Consider the following 21,019-nt stretch of genomic DNA (forward strand, 5'->3'; position numbering starts at 1 on the left):
ATGCATAACGATGTTGTAGAACATATTTTTTATGTATGGGCAGATTGTGTGCGGAAACGACGAGAGGGATACACATTATTATATCACACGCGGGCGCGTAGGTGTGCCGGGAATCAGTTTGTATTAGGGAGCAATTAAAGAATCAGTTCATTAAAATAAGAGGAAAGAAAGATAGATATAAGGATAGTGGTTTTATAGTGGATTCCATTCCTTAGTTTGATTCATTAATATGATACTGGTATGAGAATGATACGTAGAATCTTCGGTTTACTGAAAAGGATTTTTCTTTTTCATTTCTCATATTCTCATAATATACATAATAATCATCTGTAAATCAAACAGATAATACTATGAGAAATAAAACACAAAAGGGCATTTCTCATAGCTGTTCCGTGATTTAGTCCGTAAAATAGAGCATTTCTCATAGCTTTTAAACCTTTTCTCATCTTATTCTCATACTCCGTCTATACATTTTACTCATTTCTCATACAGTATAACTGTAGTTTTTCCAGACTTTTGCCGGATTTACGATTACCCCTTTCCTTCTTCAGTTTTATTAAGCAACTTCTTGCTATTTACTGCTTTCCTGTATGTTATTCACCTTATACCTTTATGTTTTTCCCTAATCATTGTTATTTCTTCCTACCACTATTCGTATCGTTGCACTCTAGTGAACAGATCGTTACACTGGAGTGAACGGTTCTATCCACTCTAGTGAACAGACCTTTCCACTCTAGTGGAACGATTCAGATACCGGTAGGAAAACATGAGAATATCTACTCCATACACTTTCATAAACGCTTTATAATATATTATTAATCAATGCATAACTGAATATGTAGCATTGAGCCTATTACAATCAATTAGCCTCCTTGCCCTACGAAAGATTATGAGAAATGCCTTGAAAAGCTATGAGAAATACTATGTTTTGTGGACAAAATGCTGGTAATACTATGAGAAATACCCTTTCCTCTTTTATTTCTCATAGCATTATATAACTGATTTGAAGATTGTTATCACATATATTATGAGAACATGAGAAATGAAAATGAAAAATCATTTGCAGGAGCTTTGATATAAATACAGGAAACTATCCACACCTATGTTTTTCGAGAAAATGATAAATCGGTTCAGTTCATATCATAGATTTATTTCGTACCTTTGCCATTCTATTTATATAAAAAGAAAAAATGAGTAAAGAATACACACTCGCAGATTTCACAGATATTTTTGATTACTCCACAGGATGGTTCAGCGACAGTAGCATTTGTAGTCTATTCTATCAGATATTCAAACGATTCCCTTCCATGAAAATGGTAAAATATAAAGTAAACCAGGATTTTCTGAAAGAAATCAAGGAACTTTATCAGCAAGATGACGCGTTCGATATATTCGAGCATGTGTACTGCAATCATTTTGAAAATGAAAAAGAAGAAGAGGAGGAAGAAGAAGATAATACATCTACAAAAGAGTTATACGACTGTATCGTCATCTGCAAAAAGAATTTGATGATCGGCTATTTTGATAATTGCGTAAAGATTGTCTATTCCAATATCGACAAGGAGGAAATCAATCAGATCAATCAGATTTGCGAAAACCACAAGAAGGAAAATGAGAAACTTAACAATCTATTTATAGTAACATACTCTCATAACTACTTCAGCCTGAAACAATCGCAAGTTAATAAACCTGCTATTCAGATTGATCGTCACTATAACGATGATTTTGTTCCCGTAGCTGCCGAGATCGAAAACTTTCTGCTGGAGGACAACAAAAGCGGATTAATCATTTTGCATGGAAAACAGGGTACAGGAAAAACGACTTATATCCGCCACCTTATCAATCTTGGAAAAAAGAGAATGATCTATATGAGTGGAGACCTGGTAGATAAACTTTCGGATCCGAGCTTTATCACTTTCATCCGCCAACAAAAAAATTCTATCTTCATCGTAGAGGATTGCGAAGAACTATTATCAAGCCGCAACGGAGGCAACCGTATGAATGCCGGCTTAGTCAACATACTGAATATTAGTGACGGGCTATTGAGCGATGAATTGTGTATCAAATTTATCTGCACCTTTAATGCTCCATTAAAAGATATCGACGAAGCATTGCTTAGAAAAGGACGTCTGGCTGCCCGGTACGAGTTTAAAGACCTGACTACTGATAAGGTTAATCAACTAATCAAGGAAGAAAGCCTGGATATTCCCGAACAGACACACCCCATGACACTGGCTGAAATCTATAATTACGAAGGAATGGATTTCTCCCAGGGAAGAAAACGGGTAGGATTCTAAAGATATTCTCCGGAATAGAATTGCCAGAGAAAAAACTGGCAATTATTATTGTGAAATACAAGTATATAAATTTTATCTACATCCGGACACGATTCGACATTTTTATACGTTTATTATACGTTAAAAGAGTTGCCCTATTATTGAGCAACTCTTTTAAATATAAAACTTCTTAAGTTCAAACTTAACTTGTGATACCTTATACGGACATATTCTTACTTATAAGTTAACGGAACTTCAAAGATATTCACTCACAAAACCTGCTATTATCCAAAGCTGAAGGGAAAAGCGCTTTCATCAGATAAAGCAATTAATCCATTTTTCCGTTGGATACAAATTTTGTTCTCTCGTGCCAACCAACCGGCGGCCAATGCTGTACTTTCTACGCTTAGGTTTAATCTTCTCGCCAATTCAGGTATTGAAATTTCACCAATTTCTTTCAGGGCATACCAGACCTTTCCGGCATTGTTCCCTACAATTGTTTTATCCATGGCTATTTTTATTAATAATTCGGTTACAATATAATCATTTTAATAATAGTTTATAACAAAACCGGCTTTTTTATTTTAGTTTTTGACATTATTTAAAACAAGAAAATCAATTTCGCAATTAACGGTTAAAAATTTGGTCATGGTTCACACCATAACACCACTGTAAGGTACATTATATATCAAAATAAATTCTCAAAACAGGTATAGGGCAACCATAGAAAGAAAATAGAAAGTTGACATTTCCGCAATATCGGACAAGTCATTTCGCTTTTTTACCAATACCTTTGCGAAGTGAAATACCAAAATTAGTTATGCAACAGAAAAAAACAACGAAAGAGGAATATCAAAAGTGCGTAAATGTTGTAGTGGAATACATCATCCAACATTTAGGAGAAGATATTGATTTAAAATCTCTGGCCAGAATTTCAAACTTTTCTCCTTTTTACTTTCACCGGATCATGAAAGCTTTTCTCGGTGAACCGATTGGTACGTTTATTGTCCGGACGCGGACAGAAGCTGCCGCACGCCTACTCCGCTACTCGGATATTCCGATTGCTGACATCGCCTACCGGATTGGTTACGCATCCCCTTCTTCATTATCGAAAGTGTTCAAGCAATTTTATGGCATTTCACCTTTAGAATATAGAAACAATAAAAACTTTGTAATTATGAAACCAGCGATTATCAGGCCAGACCTGGAACTAAAAAAAGAGATCAGAAATGTCTCGGAACGGAATGTGATTTATATCCGCCTTACAGGCGACTACAAACTGAATGATTACGGCGGCACTTGGGGCCGTTTATTCCAATTCATCAAAGAACAAAAACTGCCGATGGGAGATTTCAGCCCGCTTTGCATCTACCACGATGATCCGAAAGTGACGCCAGCCGAGAAACTGCGTACAGATGTATGCATGGTAATGCCTGTAAAGGTTGCCCCCAAAAGTGATGTGGGGTTCAAGGTTATCCCAGCCGGACGTTATGCTATTTTCCTTTATAAAGGGCCGTATGACAATCTGCAAGCTGTATACGATACGATTTACGGAAAGTATCTGCCCGAAATGGAATGTACGATACGTGATGAAGCCAGTGCTGAACGCTATCTGAACAATCCATGTGACACTCCCCCCGAAGAGTTGTTGACGGAGATCTATATTCCGGTAGAATAATCCGGATAAGAGGACGAAGGAACAGCAGTCACTTCCAGACAGGCTGTTCCCTCTTCCCTACCTGTTATTTTTCAGCATAGACGCCAATCCTGTTTCCTTCACTATCCGTGAATACGGCAAACCATCCTTTATCGTCTGCCTCAATCTTTGTTTTGGGAATGACAACTTTCCCTCCTTTCAGAAGCACTTTTTCCAATGTTTGTTCAATATCCTCACAGTTGAAATGGATAAGTACGCCATGCGTTGAAGGAAGAAAGTCGAAATTTGAAGCATAAGAAATAGCACCGACAGTTTCACCTTCTTCCGTGAAACAAGCCATTTTCTCTGTTTCACATTCAAAAGTCGGAAGTTGCACACCCAACACAGTTTCATAAAAATCGACAGCCCGACGGAAATCGGTAGCAGGAATCTCAAAAAATGCAATTAATTTTTTCATCTCGTTTCTTTTTTATAGTTACTACTAAGCCTTTGCAAAGACATTGCAAAAGTAGAGTAACACGAGGAAGCCCGATAGGAAAAAAGAGACATCTTTAGAGTTCAGAGAAATAATCGGAATAAGGGGCGCATACAGAAAGATACTCCGCAGGGGTATAACCGGAAAAGAGTTTGAATTCCTTTATCATGTGAGACTGATCGGAAAAGCCACATTCATAAGCCACTTGTACAAAAGGGATGGTAGCATCCTGTTGCAGCATGGATAACGCCCGTTGCATACGGATAATACGAATAAATTCCTTGGGAGTAGTGCCGACATAATCGGCGAAGATACGCCCAAACTGCTTACTGCTCAAACAGGCTGTTTCCGACAAATGAGAAATGTTGATTTGCGGCCGGAGGTTTATTTCATGAAAGACAGCAGACATCCGCTTGAGATTATACTCGGGAAGAGTGTATAAACGACGAAGAAAAAACCGCTCTATCAACCGAATACAAACTGCATTATCAGAAGTATCCGTGACCTGTTTCACTAAATCCGACAGTTCTACATCTTCCATCGCATCGGTATCTACAGTTTGCCCGCGGAATAAATGACTGGGTATGTGAAACAATGCTTTTACTGCATAAGGTTGAAAAACAACAGTAATCATCTCTATCCTGCCTGTAGACATCACATCCGAGAAACCGACCGATTGTCCGGAAATAAAGGATTGGGGTTGCAGCTCCGACTCACCCAACAAAAGAAGTTGTTTCCCTTTATGGAATACCAGTTGCATACAGCCAATAGGCAGAGTCCGTTCGGAGACAGGAGCTATTGAGTCGTCTTGCAATATCCAGTAATGCCGTATATAGGGAGCCAGGGCAAAACAGGGTTTTATCAATTGAAATGATTGCATATAACAAAGATATTATTTCTTAATCCAAATGCAAAAGTAAAACTCCTGTTTAAAAGGGGATAGTAAAAAAAGGACTTCTTTACTTAATTAAAAAAGCATCCTCTGCTTGAAGAAGCATGATTGCAACTCATTCAAACAGAGAAAGAATTCTTTAGATAACGGAAAGTCCATATTCGTAGGCTTCCGACATCGCATTGTAATCTGCATCGGAATATGCGCCTTTATCTCTTGCTTTCTGCATATCTTTCATAAACGATTCCACAGAAGACAGGAAGCTATAATAATTCTTTTGCTCTTCATCATAGCCTGTGACAGCAGGAAGTTTCTTTGCAGCTTCGAGTTCTTTCTTCAATTCTGCCATCTTCACATCAATGCGAGCACCCTCCAGTACATGTTTGCGGGAATAAAGATTCATTATGCTTTGCACAGTGCCGGACATCTTACGCATAGCCATGATTTGATCTTTCAACGGTTCGTCGGCAAGAAGTTCTTTTTCAGCCTGTTCCGTGAGAGGGCTTAGAATATCAAAAATCACTTGTTTATATTCGGACATTTCTACACTTAGCCGATAGTTTTCATCCAAGAGCTTGCCAGCCTTGGCTGTCTCTTTGGCCTGCTTGTAAGAGAGAAACTTATTAAAATTATCATAGAATTGCGCCCGTGCACTGAAAAGTCCTCTATAACTCTGCTTCAGATTCTGACGGACTTGTATATTAAAGTAATCTCCCGGATCCATCAATTCCGCAGTGTCTCTGGCAGATACTTCAGGCGGTGCTATCGGAGATACTTCAGGTACTTTTCCTGTCTGTTCCATATATCCCAAGACCGCATTTACGTCTTTTGCATTAGCTACATGCCTCAACACGATGAGCGATGTATGATAATAGTTTATCACTTTACTGGCATTATCCAATTCCTCCGGAGTGACGGAGGACGCAGCCTGTTTCTTGTTTCCTCCCGAACAGGAAACCAATAAGAAAGCACCTATCAGTGCTCCAAACAATAAGATATTCTTCTTCATAATAATGGTTAGTTTATTGAGTCTTTCGTACTATAACAATAAAAATCGTTTTTTGTTATAGACAAACAATGCATATTCGAAAAGTGTTCTCTATATGATATTAACTTAAAAATAAAACAAATATGGAACAATCATTTCAAAAAGGAGTTGTGCTCCATTTGGCTTCTCTCATTGAATATACTGAAGGAGGCGTTATCAGCAAACAGTTAATCAAAAGTCCGGCAGGAAATATCACTTTATTTTCTTTCGACAAAGGAGAAGGGTTAAGCGAACATCGTGCCCCGTTTGATGCGCTCGTGCAGGTATTGGAAGGGGTAGCGAATATTACTGTAAACGGAACTCTGTTCACAGTAAAAGCAGGAGAAAGTATCGTATTTCCGGCGAATGCGCCGCATGCCCTTACAGCAGTGGAGAGATTTAAGATGCTGTTGACTATGATTAAGGAATAAACAATCATAGTGTATAAAAACAAAAAATGGCTACTCATCACGAGCAACCAATCTTTTGTTAACCTTAAATCTAATACTTATGAAAAAAACACTGTACAAAGGTACCATATTTCAGGTAAATAGCAAATTTTAGAGCCTAAACAGCCCATATTATAACAGGGTTTAATACTCTGGGAAGCGTATTAACATTTCACACTTCACACGTTAACATTTAACATATTCATTCACACAAGTTACTTCTTGGGTAAGTAAGAATACAAAAAAGAGGGAATCATTGAAACAACATCGTCTTTTTTTTGTAACTTTGAACTATGATAATCAGTGCCAGCCGCCGGACAGATATTCCGGCATTCTATTCCCAGTGGTTTTTCAACCGGATTAAAGAAGGATATGTATTAGTGCCCAATCCATATCATCCGAAAATGATTAGCAAGGTCTCTCTATCTCCTGCTGTAGTAGATTGCTTTGTTTTCTGGACCAAGAACCCGGCACCTATGCTCAACCAACTGGAGAAATTGCAGGATTACAACTATTACTTCCAATTTACACTTAACCCCTACGGAGAAAAGCTGGAAAATCATTTGCCCTCCATCGATAAACGAATGGATACCTTTAAAAAGCTGGCTGATAAAATCGGCAGGGAAAGGGTGATCTGGAGATATGATCCGATACTGACGAACGAGGAATACAATGTTTCTTTCCACCAGGAAGCATTTGCCCGGATTGCCGACGGACTCAAAGACCACACTGCCAAATGTATGCTGGGATTCATAGATCATTACCAGCATATCCGGAACTCTGTACGGTCATTCAACATCCATCCGCTAACTCAAGAGGAAATAGAAGAAATGGCTGTCTCCTTTAAAAAAACTATCGACGTTTATCCCGACATACAGCTGGATACTTGTACTGTAAAAGTGGATTTAAGACATTTAGGTATTCCGAGCGGCCTGTGTATTGATAAGGATCTGATAGAAAAGATCATCGGTTATCCTATCCTCGCCCAAAAGGATAAAAACCAGCGTAACATCTGCAACTGCATTGAAAGCATTGATATCGGAACTTATGAAAGTTGCCTGAACGGATGTATTTATTGTTATGCCATCAAAGGCAATTATAACACGGCAGTATATAATAGGAGGAAACATGATAAAAACTCACCGCTACTCATCGGCCATTTATCCGAAGATGATATCGTAAAGGAACGGGAGATGAAAAGCCTGCGGGATAACCAATATTCGTTGTTTTAATCTCTTCGGTCTGCAGTTGGCTTACAGGCATAAAAAAAGGCTATCTATCCCAGACAGCCAATCTTTTGTTAACCTTAAATCTAATACTATGAAAAACACAGTACAAAGATACGGACTTTTCGGTTATCTCCAAATTTTGAGGCCAAAGCAGCGTATCTTATAACATGGTTTAATAGAATCAGAGCCGTATTAACAAATGAGCGGCCAGGCATTAACATTTAACAGTTTTCTTAAATAATCAGAGCGTAAAACTGGAAAAGATGCAAAAGTTTTCGAATCGAACACCTTATCTTATTAAAGAGAGTTTATGAGGGCTAACAAATTCCTCTGCCAGCTGTTTCTAATAGAAGGTAACCATCAAATTCCCATTATATGAACAGATTCGAAAATAAAGTAGTTGTCATCACCGGTGCCGCCGGTGGTATCGGCGAAGCAACCACACGCCGCATTGTCTCCGAAGGAGGCAAAGTAGTCATCGCTGACCATTCCGAGAAAAGAGCGGAGCAGCTTGCCAACGAACTCACGCACGCAGGGGCTGACGTGCGTCATGTCTATTTTTCCGCCACCGAACTCCAGAGTTGCAAAGAATTGATTGATTTTTCCATGAATGAATATCAAAGAATAGACGTACTGATTAATAATGTAGGAGGAACTGATCCCAAACGTGACCTTAGCATCGAAAAGCTGGACATCAACTACTTTGACGAAGCATTCCACCTGAATCTCTGCTGCACGATGTATCTTTCCCAACAAGTCATTCCTATCATGACTGCCAATGGTGGCGGGAACATTGTCAACGTAGCTTCCATAAGCGGACTTACGGCTGATGCCAACGGCACTTTATACGGCGCCAGCAAAGCGGGTGTCATCAACCTGACGAAATATATCGCTACTCAAATGGGAAAGAAAAACATCCGTTGCAACGCCGTAGCTCCGGGACTGGTACTTACTCCCGCTGCATTGGACAACCTGAATGAGGATGTACGTAATATCTTCCTCGGTCAATGTGCCACTCCTTATTTAGGAGAACCGGAGGATGTTGCAGCTACCATCGCTTTTCTGGCTTCGAACGATGCCAGATACATCACCGGACAAACGATTGTGGTGGATGGCGGACTGACCGTTCATAATCCGACAGTGGCGTTATCATAAAACGACCGGATAACGTATTATCGGTAAAGATGATAGGTTATCAACCGGCAACCATTACAAAAAATAATCTCTTTTTCCTTGATGTTACCGATAGGAAACATATCTTTGTGACCAGTCAGTAACAAAAGTATCAAAGTATGGAAAAAGAGATTACTAAAAACAGACAGGCTACGGAAATGACCCTGATTAAAGCCGTTAACGACATCATTGAAGAAAGTGGTTTCGAGGGGTTGGGGATCAATGCGGTAGCAGCCAAGGCCAAAGTTTCAAAAATGCTTATCTACCGTTATTTCAATTCGCTGGATGGACTGATAGCAGCCTACATTCAGCAGAACGACTATTGGATTAATTTCGATGAAGAGTTACCGGATCAGGCTCATTTAGCCGCATTTATCAAGCAGATGTTCAAAAGACAAATCATGCGGTTACGGGAGAATTATACATTGAAACGCCTGTATCGCTGGGAACTGACAACCGACAATAAGTTTGTGAAAGAGTTGCGCAACAAACGGGAAGAGAAAGGAATCTGGTTGGTAGAGGCAGTCAGCAGACTTTCAAAACATCCGAAAAAAGAGATTGCCGCTATGGCTTCCATCATCACCGCAGCCATCAGTTATCTGGCATTGCTCGAAGAAAACTGCCCGGTCTACAACGGCCTCAAGATTCAGCAGGAAAGCGGCTGGGAGGAATTGGAAGAAGGCATCAATCTATTAGTAGACCTCTGGTTACAAAAACAACTCTAATCAAATGAATAAAATGACAATAATGGGAATATGGTTTCTTTCTCTATTGATAAATAGTGGATGCAACCGGGACTTAGTAGAATACGACAGTAACGATCTTAAAATATCTATTGAAAAAGGGGAAGAGTGGTTGCATAATTTTCCTTTGTTTCTAGGCATCAACATCAAAAATCCGCCCCAGATTGCAATCTGGGCTGAAGACATGGAAGGGAATTATCTGTCCACCGTGTATGTGACACACAAAATAGCCACTCAATCCTGGCAAGCCTCCGGCGGTAACCGCCGAAAGGAAGCGCTGCCGCATTGGTGTTATCAGCGGGGAGTCCAATATGAAGACGGGTTATATCTTCCTAGCAAAAAGAAACCGTTGACGGACGGTATCAGCGGAGCTACTCCGAAAGGTAGTTTTAATGTGAAGATGTCGCCAACCGGAAAACAGAAGAAGTTTATAGTCAAAATTGAAATCAATCATTCTACAGATTTCAATGATGCATATCCGAAATCGGCCAAAGAAGGAGACGCCAATTACTCCGGTGGAAAAGAAGGGAGCGGACAGCCTGCCCTTGTCTACGCAGCAGAAGTAGATTTGACTTCCGGCAAGAAAGAATTTACAGCCAAACTGATCGGACACAGCAGCCCGGATGGAAGTAATGGAGATCTTACCAGAGACACTTCTTCACTCACAACTGCATTGCATATCGTTAAAAGCATAACCGTGTATGTGCAATAGCAGCAGCTAACCATCGTATTATCAGACTCTATCCTTGCATCATTATGAAGAAATTTATATTCATCTTTGCGCTGCTATCTTTCATCACTATATGTGCCGACGGACAAACAGACAGCAGACGTCTCTCTTACACTACATATATCGGGACAGGTTTTTCTATGAATCAGCCTTCTTACACGCCTTTCAACTGGCAAATCGTCAGTCATTACCACATCAGTCAACGGTTTGCCATCGGTGCGGGTAGCGGACTTTCTGTTTATGAGAAGTTGCTCATTCCGCTTTATGCCAGTGCGCAATTTTATATAACGAAGCCCAGGAGACTGACTCCTTATCTGGAATGTCATATCGGTGGGTCTTTTGCCACAGACAGAGAAGCAAACGGAGGCTTTTACCTCTCTCCTTCCATCGGTGCACAATTTAAGGTCAACCGGAAATTTAAACTGAATTTGATGGCAGGTTATGAACTCCAGAAACTGGAACGGACAAAGAAACAGGAAGATCCGTATTTCCATACGACGTTTAAGGAAGAATTGTCGCACCATTCCATTACGCTGAAAATCGGCTTGACTTATTGAGGTAACTATAATAAGAGATAAGGAATTTGCCATTGCGAACAGAATATATATTCAGATCCTGGCTTTATTCCCCTCGAATAAAAAAAAGGCATAATTATTAATGATTAAGTCGTTATATTATTCAACAAATACTAACTTTACGACGTTATAAAATATAAAGAGCGAACGAAATGATTGTTAAGACATTACTAGATACCGATCTTTATAAGTTTACCACATCGTATGCTTATATCAAACTGTTTCCCTATGCAATGGGCACGTTTAGTTTCAACGACCGGAATGAAACTCAATATACCGAAGATTTCCTGAAGGCACTCAAGACAGAGATTAAGAATCTTAGTCAGTTGAGGTTTACGGAAGAGGAGCTGGAATATATGACGAAAAACTGCAGATTCCTTCCAAGGGTCTACTGGGAGTGGTTATCTTCTTTTCGTTTCGACCCGAATAAGATTGATATTCATCTGGATGAAGCCTGTCATCTTCACATTGAGGTAACTGATTTGCTCTATAAAGTGACGCTGTATGAAGTGCCTTTGCTCGCGATTGTCTCTGAAATCAAAAACCGTTTCTTTGGCAATGTGGCAGACATGAACGAGATTCTTTGCAAGCTATCGGAGAAAATAGAATTATCGAATCAACATCAGCTCCGCTTTTCCGAATTCGGCACACGGAGAAGATTCTCCATTGATGTGCAGGAAACGGTTATCAAGAAGCTGAACGAGACGGCACATTATTGCACCGGAACTTCCAACTGTAACTTTGCAATGAAATATGGAATGAAAATGATGGGGACTCATCCACATGAATGGTTTATGTTTCACGGAGCACAGTTCGGATATAAACATGCCAACTATATGGCACTCGAAAACTGGGTGAATGTTTATGACGGGGATTTGGGTATCGCACTTTCCGATACATATACTTCCGGTATCTTCCTTAGTAACCTTAGCCGCAAACAGGCTAAACTATTTGACGGAGTGCGTTGCGATTCCGGTAATGAGTTTGAGTTTATCGACAAGCTGGTTGCCCGTTATAAAGAGTTGGGAATTGATGCGACGACCAAAACCATCGTTTTCAGCAATGCCCTCGACTTTACAAAGGCATTGGATATTCAGGAATACTGCCAGAACAAAATACGCTGCTCTTTCGGAATCGGTACCAACCTTACCAATGATACCGGATTCGAGCCTTCGAACATCGTGATGAAACTGACACAATGTAAGATGAATGTCAATCAGGAATGGAGAGAATGTATCAAACTGTCTGATGATGAAGGAAAACATACCGGCAGCCTTGAAGAGGTACAGGCTTGCCTGTATGAGTTACGACTCAACTAAATTATAACAATGTTGCACATATTTTCCGTAAGTTCTCCAAATGCGCCATAACATTCTTATCCTTTCGGGCAATTTGCATATTATATCTTGTCTGCATGTTCACCAGCAACTCCGCATTTATATCGGTAGCAGCTTCAATCAACAAAGCAAAATCCGTAGATACAGGACGACGCCCATTCAATATATCATTCAGCATCGTATACGACACTCCTACCACCTCTGCAAATCGTTTCTGCGATATTCCACGAGATTGTAATTCTTCTTTTATAATCTCTCCCGGATGTATTGGAACAAAAGAATACCCTAAATTAGACATACTATTCTTATTTATAATGATTCGTTATGTCGATTATAGAACAAATAGTTATGATGGGTTCGGAATCCGTAGTCGATATTTTAAATTCCAGTCGATATTGTTTATCGATCCGAATAGATGAAATACCTTTTTTAACCCCCGTCAAGACTTCATAATTCAACGAATTCAAAGGATAAAGTGCTTCTACATTCAACGCTTCAGCCAAAATGACAATTCGCTTCACATAATTCCTTATTACTTGAGGTTGAAAACGATGCTTCTTATCGCTACATTTACCTTCATAATAAAGTTCTGAAAGATATTCCTTTTCAAACTCAATAACCATTTCTCTACTTATTACGACAGTACAAAGATAGCAGTTTTTTTCAGAATACACTAAAAAAGTGGATATAATGATAGCAATTCTATCAAACTTGGCCAAAGTCCGAAAGCTAATAGATAAAACTTGCTATCACCTTAATCAACACAACTCTATTCATAGCAGTATTAATAAAAAAATGCTGCAGGTATGTTCTTATTCTATACTATCTGTGACTATAGTAATAAAAGCTATGGCAATCAGATCCAAACCTTTCAGGATTTGAATCCTTTCACTGCTCTTTCCAGTCTTTCCAAAGGTAATTCGCCGGATTGTCTCCAAAGCTGTTGTCCTTTTCTAAAAAGAATAAAGGTAGGAGTCGACTCAACCGTATAGAAATCTGTAAGGGCAGGTTCCTGGTCGATGTCTACCAATACCACTTCCAATGTTCCCTCCATCAGTTTCTTAAATTCTTCAACAACCGGTTTCATACGTTGGCAATGAGGACACCACGTTGCATAAAACTCTGCCATTACCCAATCACCGTTAGCCAGTTTCTCCTGATTTCTTTCTTCACGAGCTATTTTCTTTTCTTTCATACGAATATCTCCTTTTTTATTAATTATTATCAACCTAACAATATCAGGAGAAATATAGTTTAGAAAAGTAGCAAGGTTACACACTAATTAAAGAATCCGTTTTAAAGACAAGCATTGCACAAAAATGAAACTTTCGTGCAAAAAAGGAACATCTTATTTAATATTTATTTATCTTTGCCCCCCGAAATGGTTCAGAATCCGTATCCAACGGACGACGATTAATAGGGAATCGGGTGTAAGTCCCGGACAGTCCCGCTGCTGTGAAGCTCTGTTCAATGTCTTATAATTGAACTAATTTAACGCCACTGATGTTAATCGGGAAGGCAAATAAGACAAGAGTCAGTCAGAAGACCTGCCATTTTGTGTAAGACGCTCCCCTCCTCGTGGGTTAGGAGAAAGAGCATCACTTGTTAAGCCCCAAATCAAAAAAATACTGTTTTTCGTCGGGTGGAGTATGTCCATTAGATAGGAAGACATTAATAAGTATGTACTTAATTGAAAAAAGTATGATAAAAAAAATCTTAGTAGCCAATCGCGGTGAAATTGCCGTAAGGGTGATGCGCTCCTGCCGGGAGATGGAGATAACGAGTATCGCTATCTTTTCCGAAGCAGACCGGACCGCGAAGCACGTGCTTTATGCAGACGAAGCTTATTGCGTAGGGCCGGCAGCATCCAAAGAGAGTTATCTGAATATAGAAAAAATCATCGAAGTGGCGAAAGCAGCTCATGCGGACGCCATCCATCCGGGTTACGGCTTCTTGTCCGAGAATGCTACCTTCGCCCGTCGATGTCAGGAAGAAGGAATCATCTTTATCGGACCTAATCCGGAAACAATGGAAGCCATGGGGGATAAAATTGCTGCCCGTATCAAAATGATCGAGGCAGGAGTACCCGTTGTTCCCGGCACACAAGACAATTTGAAAAGTGTGGAAGAAGCCATAGAGCTTTGCAATAAGATCGGATATCCGGTGATGCTGAAAGCTTCTATGGGCGGCGGTGGAAAGGGTATGCGCCTCATCCACAGTGCCGAGGAAGTGGAAGAAGCTTATACCACTGCCAAGAGCGAATCGTTGTCTTCTTTTGGCGACGACACGGTTTATCTGGAGAAGTTCGTTGAAGAGCCTCATCACATCGAGTTCCAGATTCTTGGTGACAAGCATGGAAATGTCATTCATCTGTGCGAACGCGAATGTTCCGTACAACGCCGTAACCAGAAAATTGTAGAGGAGACTCCTTCGGTTTTCGTCACTCCCGAACTACGAAAAGATATGGGTGAAAAGGCGGTAGCTGCGGCTAAAGCGGTGAACTACATCGGTGCGGGTACTATCGAATTTCTTGTTGACAAACACCGCAACTATTATTTCCTTGAGATGAACACCCGTTTACAGGTGGAGCATCCGATTACAGAAGAAGTGATTGGAGTAGATTTGGTGAAAGAGCAGATTAAAGTTGCCGACGGACAAGTGCTTCAACTGAAACAAGAAAATATCCAGCAACGCGGACACGCTATTGAATGTCGTATTTGTGCCGAAGATACAGAAATGAATTTCATGCCGAGCCCCGGTATCATCAAACAGATTACAGAGCCGAACAGTATCGGTGTACGTATCGACAGTTATGTGTACGAGGGATATGAAATTCCAATCTACTACGACCCGATGATCGGTAAACTGATTGTGTGGGCTACCAACCGCGAATACGCTATCGAGCGGATGCGCCGCGTACTCCACGAATATAAGTTGACCGGTGTGAAAAACAATATCAGCTATCTGCGTGCCATCATGGACACTCCCGATTTCGTGGAAGGTCACTATGATACAGGATTCATCGCCAAGAACGGCGAGTATCTGCAACAACGCATCATGCGCACCAGCGAACATTCCGAAAATATTGCTTTGATTGCCGCCTATATAGACTACCTGATGAACCTCGAAGAGAACAACAGTGGTATGGCTACCGACAACCGTCCTATCAGCAAATGGAAAGAGTTCGGACTGCACAAGGGAGTGTTGAGAATCTAATTTTAACAAAGAGAATTCAATTATGGAAATTCATATAGGAAACCGTGTGGCCGAAGTAGAGTTGGTCAGCAAGGAAGATAACAAGGTGGTGCTTACCATTGATGGAAAACCGTTTGAAGCAGACGTAGTGATGGCGGAAAACGGCACTTGCAACATCTTGATGGACGGACGCAGTTCGAATGCACAGCTGATTCGCCGTGATAACGGGAAAAGCTATAAAGTGAATACGCATTATAGCAGTTTCAATGTAGAAATTGTGGACAGTCAGGCAAAATATCTGCGGATGCGCAAGAAAGGGGAAGAGGAACAGAACGACTGCATCATTTCTCCGATGCCGGGCAAGGTAGTGAAAATACCTGTTGTAGCCGGTCAGGAAATGAAAGCGGGAGATACTGCCATCGTTATCGAAGCTATGAAGATGCAGAGCAACTACAAAGTGACTTCGGATTGCCGCATTAAAGAAATTCTGGTTCAAGAAGGTGATAGCATAACCGGCGAACAGACATTAATAACATTAGAACCGATTGCATAATATAAGAACGGATTGCATTATGGAAGAAATAAATAAAGCATACGCCACGTTCGAGGAACGTGACCGCATCGCTTCTCTTGGCGGAGGCGTTGATAAAATAGAGAAGCAACATGAAAGCGGTAAAATGACTGCCCGCGAACGTATCGAGATGTTACTCGATAAGGGTACTTTCGTTGAACTGGATAAGTTGATGGTTCACCGTTGTACGAACTACGGTATGGATAAGAACAAAATTCCGGGAGATGGTATCGTATCCGGTTACGGAAAGGTGGACGGTCGCCAGGTGTTTGTTTACGCTTATGACTTTACGGTATATGGCGGCTCACTGTCAGCTTCCAATGCTAAAAAGATTGTGAAAGTACAACAACTTGCATTGAAGAACGGTGCCCCGATTATCGCTTTGAATGATTCGGGCGGTGCACGTATCCAGGAAGGGATCGAGAGCCTTTCCGGTTATGCTGATATTTTCTATCAGAATACAATGGCCAGCGGTGTGATTCCACAGATTTCGGCAATCCTGGGTCCTTGCGCCGGAGGTGCCTGCTACTCTCCTGCCCTGACCGATTTCATCTTTATGGTGAAAGAAAAAAGTCACATGTTTGTGACTGGTCCGGATGTAGTAAAAACTGTGATTCATGAGGAAGTAAGTAAAGAAGAGCTGGGTGGCGCAATGACACATAGCAGCAAGAGCGGTGTGACTCACTTTATGTGCAATACCGAAGAAGAATTGCTGATGAGCATCCGTGAACTGCTTTCTTTCTTACCGCAGAATAATATGGATGAAGCCAAGAAACAACCTTGCACTGACGAAACAAACCGTGAAGATGCTTCTCTGGATACCATCGTTCCGATAGATCCGAACGTACCGTATGACATGAAAGACATTATCGAACGCGTTATAGACAATGGTTATTTCTTCGAAGTGATGCCGAACTTTGCTAAGAATATTATCATTGGCTTTGCCCGTATGGCAGGTCGTTCGGTAGGTATCGTAGCGAATCAGCCAGCTTATCTTGCCGGTGTTCTCGATATTGACGCCAGCGACAAAGCAAGCCGTTTTATCCGTTTCTGCGATTGCTTCAATATTCCATTGATTACATTCGAAGATGTTCCGGGATTCCTTCCGGGATATACACAGGAAAACAATGGTATCATCCGTCACGGTGCAAAAATAGTTTATGCATTTGCAGAAGCCACTGTTCCCAAACTGACAGTGATTACCCGCAAAGCTTACGGTGGTGCTTATATCGTAATGAACTCCAAGCAGACCGGAGCTGACGTGAACTTCGCTTACCCAAGTGCAGAAATTGCAGTAATGGGTGCGGACGGCGCCATCAATATCCTGTTCCGCAAAGCTGACGAAGCAACAAAGGCCAAGGAACTGGAAGCCTACAAAGAAAAGTTTGCTACTCCGTATCAGGCTGCCGAGCTGGGATATATTGACGAAATCATTTATCCGAGACAGACTCGCAAACGTCTGATTCAGGCACTGGAAATGACGGAAAATAAGATGCAGACAAACCCGCCCAAGAAGCATGGTAATATGCCTTTATAACAACTAGATAAGGTGCGCAAAAGCACCACTCATAAAACGAGCTTGCAGAGATTCTATGATATACTTTAGGAGATTTGTAAGCTCGTTTCTTATTTGTAAGCCTGCCGTTTTTTATATGTGACAAAAAAAACGGCACCTCGATTCACATCGCAGCACCGTCACAACACAAACACAAAATAAAACACGACAAAACTACTATGCAATCTTCCTGTCATGCCGGGGAGGCATATCTTGCTTGACTTATCTATATTCGCATACGCATAAGAAGCTTTATCAGGCGATTTGCACAATAAATAACATACGTTTCCGGATTTTGTTCACAGGATTGATAAGATTTTATTCAATAATATGATAAGAAAATGAAATAACGCGCTCTTTAACGAATTCAAGAGAAACGAAAAAAACGGCACCCCGATTCACATCGCAGCACCGTCACAACACAAACACAAAATAAAACACGACAAAACTACTATGCAATCTTCCTGTTATGCCGGGGAGGCATATTCACTAGCCTATATATATTCGCATACCTACAAGTAGCCATCAGGCGATTTGCATATATAAAACATTCAGATTTTTATTTTGTTCACGAAAGGAGAAGTAAAAATGTTATTTTTTCTCCTTGTAGTCTTTCAGGAAGCCTTCCATCAGCCATTTGGCGAGTGCCTGACGATTGGAATTCATCACCAGCCGACGCTGATCGAACGTATTCTGGATATTACCCAACTCCACAAAGACGGAAGCGGGAGTGGTATGGGAAAGCACGTATAAGTTACGCCCGCTTACTGTGCCGGAAAAGCCCCGGTTGGGTTGATGCTTATCGTACTTTGACTCAAACGTATTTTTCATATTATTCGCCAATCGTTTGCTTTCTCCCTTTTTATTCGAATAATAGAAAAAGACATCCGTTTGTTTTCCCTTACTACGGCTATCGATATGAATAAAAATTGCCCTGCAATAAGAGTAGTTCTTACGGTCTTTCCGATAAAGGGCGTTTATTTTATCGCAGCGTTGCTGTAAGCGTTGCACCTGATTCAAAGGAATTGGATCGCCCATACAAGTCTCCCGTTTACTGTTTGACAGGTACGAATCATCACGGATACCATCTTTAGCATCTTGAATGATGATACGGACTTCGGCTCCTTCCTGCATCAGGTTACGTGCCAGACGGAGGGCAATATCATAAGCGTATTCATCTTCGTGCAATTCGTATTTACCAACTTTCCCGATAGCACCCGGATCAGGCCCTCCATGTCCGCTGACCACATAGAAGCAAGCACCGGCAAGACGGTTGGAAGTGACTTTCACATCAGCCAGTTGCTTTCCAAACAAAGGTTCGTTGATAGTGGTTCCTATTTTTGTCGATTTAGCTTTTGAAGATGATTGCTTTGTCCCTGTGCTTTCGGAAGTTGTATTCTTGGCAGGAGTAGTTGTCGATTTCTTTACCGGAGGAATAACATACGTCACACCCACTTTAAGCACATTGTTCTTTCCCAGTTTCTGTTTATTCAGCTCAATAAAGTCGTCGTAATACTTCTTCGGAGAGCGGTTGTGCCTCAACAGAAAAGAAGAGATGCCTTCACCCGCCTTCGGAGTTGCCTTCTGCTGTGCCCAAAGAGTTGTGCCCGAAAAAAGAAAAGCTAAGAATAAAAGAATATAGAGTTTATTTTTCATAACTACATTAACTATCTCCTTCGCAAGAGTATCATTTCACTCATAAACAGGGCAAAAATACAATTATTTTCCCTACTTTTGCAGCATTAAAACATTTTTTGAAATAAAACATTAAAACCCGATAACATTATGGCAAAACAATTCAAACCGGAAACCCTGTGTGTACAGGCAGGATGGACGCCTAAAAAAGGCGAACCACGCGTATTGCCCATCTATCAAAGTACAACTTTCAAATACGATACCAGCGAGCAGATGGCCCGCCTGTTCGACCTGGAAGACAGTGGCTACTTTTATACCCGCCTGCAAAATCCAACGAATGACGCTGTTGCCGCCAAAATTGCCGCTCTTGAAGGTGGTGTAGCCGCTATGCTGACTTCCAGCGGTCAGGCTGCCAACTTCTATGCCATTTTTAATATCTGTCAGGCAGGAGATCACTTTGTTTGCTCTTCCGCTATTTACGGAGGTACGTTCAACCTGTTTGGCGTGACCATGAAAAAGCTAGGCATCGATGTGACTTTCGTTAATCCGGATGCCAGCGAAGAAGAAATTTCTGCAGCTTTCAAACCGAATACAAAAGCTTTATTCGGTGAAACGATTTCCAACCCTTCTCTTGAAGTATTGGATATTGAAAAGTTCGCACGTATCGCACACAGTCACGGGGTTCCCTTGATTGTTGACAACACTTTCCCGACTCCGATCAACTGCCGTCCATTTGAATGGGGAGCTGACATCGTGGTTCATTCTACTACCAAATACATGGACGGACACGCTACAAGCGTAGGTGGCTGTATCGTAGACAGCGGTAATTTTGACTGGGATGCTCATGCTGAAAAATTCCCGGGACTTTGTACTCCGGACGAGTCATACCACGGACTGACTTATACAAAAGCATTCGGCAAAGGTGCTTATATCACCAAAGCAACTGCCCAACTGATGCGTGACCTCGGCAGCATCCAAAGCCCGCAAAATTCTTTCTTATTGAATCTGGGACTTGAAACGTTGCACCTGCGTATGCCTCAACACTGCCGTAATGCGCAGAAAGTAGCTGAATATCTTTCTAAAAATGAGAAAGTTGCCTGGGTAAACTATTGCGGACTGCCGGACAATAAATATTACAGCCTTGCACAGAAATATATGCCGAACGGTTCCTGCGGAGTCATCTCCTTCGGACTAAAAGGCGGACGTGACGTATCTATCAAGTTTATGGATTCACTGGAATTCATTGCGATCGTTACTCACGTGGCGGATGCACGCAGTTGCGTGCTCCATCCGGCGAGCCATACTCACCGCCAGTTGACAGATGAGCAACTGATGGAAGCTGGTGTACGCCCGGACTTGATCCGTCTATCGGTAGGTATCGAAAATGCAGATGATATTATTGCTGATATCGAACAAGCATTGAACGCATAAGGATGCCATAAAGGTATGAAACCATAATCGAGTAGGAGGAAAACGAAGTAGTTTTCTTCCTACTTTCGC

General features: G+C 41.1%; 21 protein-coding genes and 1 riboswitch. Of the genes, 13 read left to right on the top strand and 8 right to left on the bottom strand.

Features of this window, described 5'->3' with window-relative positions; genetic code table 11:
- Positions 1-1,190 precede the first annotated feature (1,190 nt).
- Complete coding sequence (locus tag DXB58_RS26030; protein ID WP_122138737.1) at positions 1,191-2,297, top strand: AAA family ATPase; 1,107 nt, start codon at positions 1,191-1,193, stop codon at positions 2,295-2,297.
- A gap of 263 nt (positions 2,298-2,560) precedes the next feature.
- Here the strand turns inward: DXB58_RS26030 and DXB58_RS26035 are convergent, their stop codons facing one another.
- Entirely contained in the window at positions 2,561-2,785 is a 225-nt protein-coding gene (locus DXB58_RS26035; RefSeq protein WP_004296847.1) for a winged helix-turn-helix domain-containing protein, read from the bottom strand.
- Positions 2,786-3,096: 311 nt separating this feature from the next.
- Between DXB58_RS26035 and DXB58_RS26040 the strand changes: the two genes are divergently transcribed.
- Positions 3,097-3,954 (top strand): GyrI-like domain-containing protein, encoded by an 858-nt coding sequence (locus DXB58_RS26040; RefSeq protein WP_004296845.1) that lies wholly within the window; start codon positions 3,097-3,099, stop codon positions 3,952-3,954.
- Between the two features lie 64 nt (positions 3,955-4,018).
- Here DXB58_RS26040 and DXB58_RS26045 read toward each other — a convergent pair whose 3' ends face one another.
- From DXB58_RS26045 to DXB58_RS26055, 3 genes are all read right to left on the bottom strand, one after another.
- Positions 4,019-4,390 carry a VOC family protein gene (locus DXB58_RS26045; protein WP_004296844.1) on the bottom strand — a complete coding sequence of 124 codons (372 nt, stop codon included), beginning with the start codon at positions 4,388-4,390 and terminating at the stop codon, positions 4,019-4,021.
- A gap of 94 nt (positions 4,391-4,484) precedes the next feature.
- Entirely contained in the window at positions 4,485-5,288 is an 804-nt protein-coding gene (locus DXB58_RS26050) for a helix-turn-helix domain-containing protein (RefSeq protein WP_074559089.1), read from the bottom strand.
- Between the two features lie 151 nt (positions 5,289-5,439).
- The gene (locus DXB58_RS26055; RefSeq protein WP_004296841.1) at positions 5,440-6,309 is read right to left on the bottom strand and encodes a hypothetical protein; all 870 of its coding nucleotides are present in this window, start codon (positions 6,307-6,309) and stop codon (positions 5,440-5,442) included.
- 122 nt (positions 6,310-6,431) lie between these two features.
- Between DXB58_RS26055 and DXB58_RS26060 the strand changes: the two genes are divergently transcribed.
- The 7 genes from DXB58_RS26060 to pncB all read left to right on the top strand — a co-directional run bounded on the left by DXB58_RS26060 (position 6,432) and on the right by pncB (position 12,545).
- Entirely contained in the window at positions 6,432-6,758 is a 327-nt protein-coding gene (locus DXB58_RS26060) for a cupin domain-containing protein (RefSeq protein WP_008998716.1), read from the top strand.
- A gap of 311 nt (positions 6,759-7,069) precedes the next feature.
- The gene (locus DXB58_RS26065; protein WP_074638245.1) at positions 7,070-8,008 is read left to right on the top strand and encodes a DUF1848 domain-containing protein; all 939 of its coding nucleotides are present in this window, start codon (positions 7,070-7,072) and stop codon (positions 8,006-8,008) included.
- 372 nt (positions 8,009-8,380) lie between these two features.
- The gene (locus DXB58_RS26070; RefSeq protein ID WP_004296838.1) at positions 8,381-9,160 is read left to right on the top strand and encodes an SDR family NAD(P)-dependent oxidoreductase; all 780 of its coding nucleotides are present in this window, start codon (positions 8,381-8,383) and stop codon (positions 9,158-9,160) included.
- Positions 9,161-9,297: 137 nt separating this feature from the next.
- Positions 9,298-9,903 (top strand): TetR/AcrR family transcriptional regulator, encoded by a 606-nt coding sequence (locus DXB58_RS26075; RefSeq protein ID WP_122138738.1) that lies wholly within the window; start codon positions 9,298-9,300, stop codon positions 9,901-9,903.
- A 4-nt stretch (positions 9,904-9,907) separates the two neighbouring features.
- Complete coding sequence (locus DXB58_RS26080; RefSeq protein WP_122138739.1) at positions 9,908-10,633, top strand: hypothetical protein; 726 nt, start codon at positions 9,908-9,910, stop codon at positions 10,631-10,633.
- 44 nt (positions 10,634-10,677) lie between these two features.
- Positions 10,678-11,208 (top strand): hypothetical protein, encoded by a 531-nt coding sequence (locus tag DXB58_RS26085; RefSeq protein ID WP_004306897.1) that lies wholly within the window; start codon positions 10,678-10,680, stop codon positions 11,206-11,208.
- Between the two features lie 170 nt (positions 11,209-11,378).
- Complete coding sequence (pncB, locus tag DXB58_RS26090) at positions 11,379-12,545, top strand: nicotinate phosphoribosyltransferase (RefSeq protein ID WP_122138740.1); 1,167 nt, start codon at positions 11,379-11,381, stop codon at positions 12,543-12,545.
- Position 12,546: 1 nt separating this feature from the next.
- On the opposite strand, the gene DXB58_RS26095 is transcribed toward pncB, so the two are convergent.
- From DXB58_RS26095 to DXB58_RS26105, 3 genes are all read right to left on the bottom strand, one after another.
- A complete protein-coding gene (locus DXB58_RS26095; RefSeq protein ID WP_007766540.1) occupies positions 12,547-12,861 on the bottom strand; it encodes a HigA family addiction module antitoxin in 315 nt (104 codons plus the stop codon).
- A gap of 7 nt (positions 12,862-12,868) precedes the next feature.
- A complete protein-coding gene (locus DXB58_RS26100) occupies positions 12,869-13,186 on the bottom strand; it encodes a type II toxin-antitoxin system RelE/ParE family toxin (RefSeq protein ID WP_007766544.1) in 318 nt (105 codons plus the stop codon).
- 248 nt (positions 13,187-13,434) lie between these two features.
- Positions 13,435-13,758, bottom strand: a complete 324-nt coding sequence (locus DXB58_RS26105) for a co-chaperone YbbN (protein WP_004296832.1) — start codon at positions 13,756-13,758, stop codon at positions 13,435-13,437.
- A gap of 170 nt (positions 13,759-13,928) precedes the next feature.
- Positions 13,929-14,133, top strand: a riboswitch (cobalamin riboswitch).
- Positions 14,134-14,264: 131 nt separating this feature from the next.
- Between DXB58_RS26105 and accC the strand changes: the two genes are divergently transcribed.
- Genes accC through DXB58_RS26120 form a run of 3 tightly spaced genes read left to right on the top strand, consistent with a single transcriptional unit; the run spans position 14,265 to position 17,866 of the window.
- Positions 14,265-15,779, top strand: a complete 1,515-nt coding sequence (accC, locus tag DXB58_RS26110) for an acetyl-CoA carboxylase biotin carboxylase subunit (RefSeq protein ID WP_122138741.1) — start codon at positions 14,265-14,267, stop codon at positions 15,777-15,779.
- A gap of 22 nt (positions 15,780-15,801) precedes the next feature.
- The gene (locus tag DXB58_RS26115; protein ID WP_008650400.1) at positions 15,802-16,311 is read left to right on the top strand and encodes an acetyl-CoA carboxylase biotin carboxyl carrier protein subunit; all 510 of its coding nucleotides are present in this window, start codon (positions 15,802-15,804) and stop codon (positions 16,309-16,311) included.
- A gap of 19 nt (positions 16,312-16,330) precedes the next feature.
- Entirely contained in the window at positions 16,331-17,866 is a 1,536-nt protein-coding gene (locus tag DXB58_RS26120) for an acyl-CoA carboxylase subunit beta (RefSeq protein ID WP_122138742.1), read from the top strand.
- Positions 17,867-18,475: 609 nt separating this feature from the next.
- Here DXB58_RS26120 and DXB58_RS26125 read toward each other — a convergent pair.
- Entirely contained in the window at positions 18,476-19,540 is a 1,065-nt protein-coding gene (locus DXB58_RS26125; RefSeq protein ID WP_122138743.1) for an N-acetylmuramoyl-L-alanine amidase, read from the bottom strand.
- Positions 19,541-19,669: 129 nt separating this feature from the next.
- Here DXB58_RS26125 and DXB58_RS26130 point away from each other — a divergent pair, with 129 nt between their 5' ends.
- Entirely contained in the window at positions 19,670-20,950 is a 1,281-nt protein-coding gene (locus DXB58_RS26130) for an O-acetylhomoserine aminocarboxypropyltransferase/cysteine synthase family protein (RefSeq protein ID WP_004306892.1), read from the top strand.
- Positions 20,951-21,019: the final 69 nt, after the last annotated feature.

The organism is Bacteroides sp. OM05-10AA, assembly GCF_003439055.1.
Lineage (GTDB): Bacteria > Bacteroidota > Bacteroidia > Bacteroidales > Bacteroidaceae > Bacteroides > Bacteroides intestinigallinarum.

Bases quoted from the DNA above. Each gene is read 5' to 3' on its own strand.
- DXB58_RS26030 (WP_122138737.1), top strand. From the start codon at position 1,191: ATGAGTAAAGAATACACACTCGCAGATTTCACAGATATTTTTGATTAC.
- DXB58_RS26035 (WP_004296847.1), bottom strand. From the start codon at position 2,785: ATGGATAAAACAATTGTAGGGAACAATGCCGGAAAGGTCTGGTATGCC.
- DXB58_RS26040 (WP_004296845.1), top strand. From the start codon at position 3,097: ATGCAACAGAAAAAAACAACGAAAGAGGAATATCAAAAGTGCGTAAAT.
- DXB58_RS26045 (WP_004296844.1), bottom strand. From the start codon at position 4,390: ATGAAAAAATTAATTGCATTTTTTGAGATTCCTGCTACCGATTTCCGT.
- DXB58_RS26050 (WP_074559089.1), bottom strand. From the start codon at position 5,288: ATGCAATCATTTCAATTGATAAAACCCTGTTTTGCCCTGGCTCCCTAT.
- DXB58_RS26055 (WP_004296841.1), bottom strand. From the start codon at position 6,309: ATGAAGAAGAATATCTTATTGTTTGGAGCACTGATAGGTGCTTTCTTA.
- DXB58_RS26060 (WP_008998716.1), top strand. From the start codon at position 6,432: ATGGAACAATCATTTCAAAAAGGAGTTGTGCTCCATTTGGCTTCTCTC.
- DXB58_RS26065 (WP_074638245.1), top strand. From the start codon at position 7,070: ATGATAATCAGTGCCAGCCGCCGGACAGATATTCCGGCATTCTATTCC.
- DXB58_RS26070 (WP_004296838.1), top strand. From the start codon at position 8,381: ATGAACAGATTCGAAAATAAAGTAGTTGTCATCACCGGTGCCGCCGGT.
- DXB58_RS26075 (WP_122138738.1), top strand. From the start codon at position 9,298: ATGGAAAAAGAGATTACTAAAAACAGACAGGCTACGGAAATGACCCTG.
- DXB58_RS26080 (WP_122138739.1), top strand. From the start codon at position 9,908: ATGAATAAAATGACAATAATGGGAATATGGTTTCTTTCTCTATTGATA.
- DXB58_RS26085 (WP_004306897.1), top strand. From the start codon at position 10,678: ATGAAGAAATTTATATTCATCTTTGCGCTGCTATCTTTCATCACTATA.
- pncB (WP_122138740.1), top strand. From the start codon at position 11,379: ATGATTGTTAAGACATTACTAGATACCGATCTTTATAAGTTTACCACA.
- DXB58_RS26095 (WP_007766540.1), bottom strand. From the start codon at position 12,861: ATGTCTAATTTAGGGTATTCTTTTGTTCCAATACATCCGGGAGAGATT.
- DXB58_RS26100 (WP_007766544.1), bottom strand. From the start codon at position 13,186: ATGGTTATTGAGTTTGAAAAGGAATATCTTTCAGAACTTTATTATGAA.
- DXB58_RS26105 (WP_004296832.1), bottom strand. From the start codon at position 13,758: ATGAAAGAAAAGAAAATAGCTCGTGAAGAAAGAAATCAGGAGAAACTG.
- accC (WP_122138741.1), top strand. From the start codon at position 14,265: ATGATAAAAAAAATCTTAGTAGCCAATCGCGGTGAAATTGCCGTAAGG.
- DXB58_RS26115 (WP_008650400.1), top strand. From the start codon at position 15,802: ATGGAAATTCATATAGGAAACCGTGTGGCCGAAGTAGAGTTGGTCAGC.
- DXB58_RS26120 (WP_122138742.1), top strand. From the start codon at position 16,331: ATGGAAGAAATAAATAAAGCATACGCCACGTTCGAGGAACGTGACCGC.
- DXB58_RS26125 (WP_122138743.1), bottom strand. From the start codon at position 19,540: ATGAAAAATAAACTCTATATTCTTTTATTCTTAGCTTTTCTTTTTTCG.
- DXB58_RS26130 (WP_004306892.1), top strand. From the start codon at position 19,670: ATGGCAAAACAATTCAAACCGGAAACCCTGTGTGTACAGGCAGGATGG.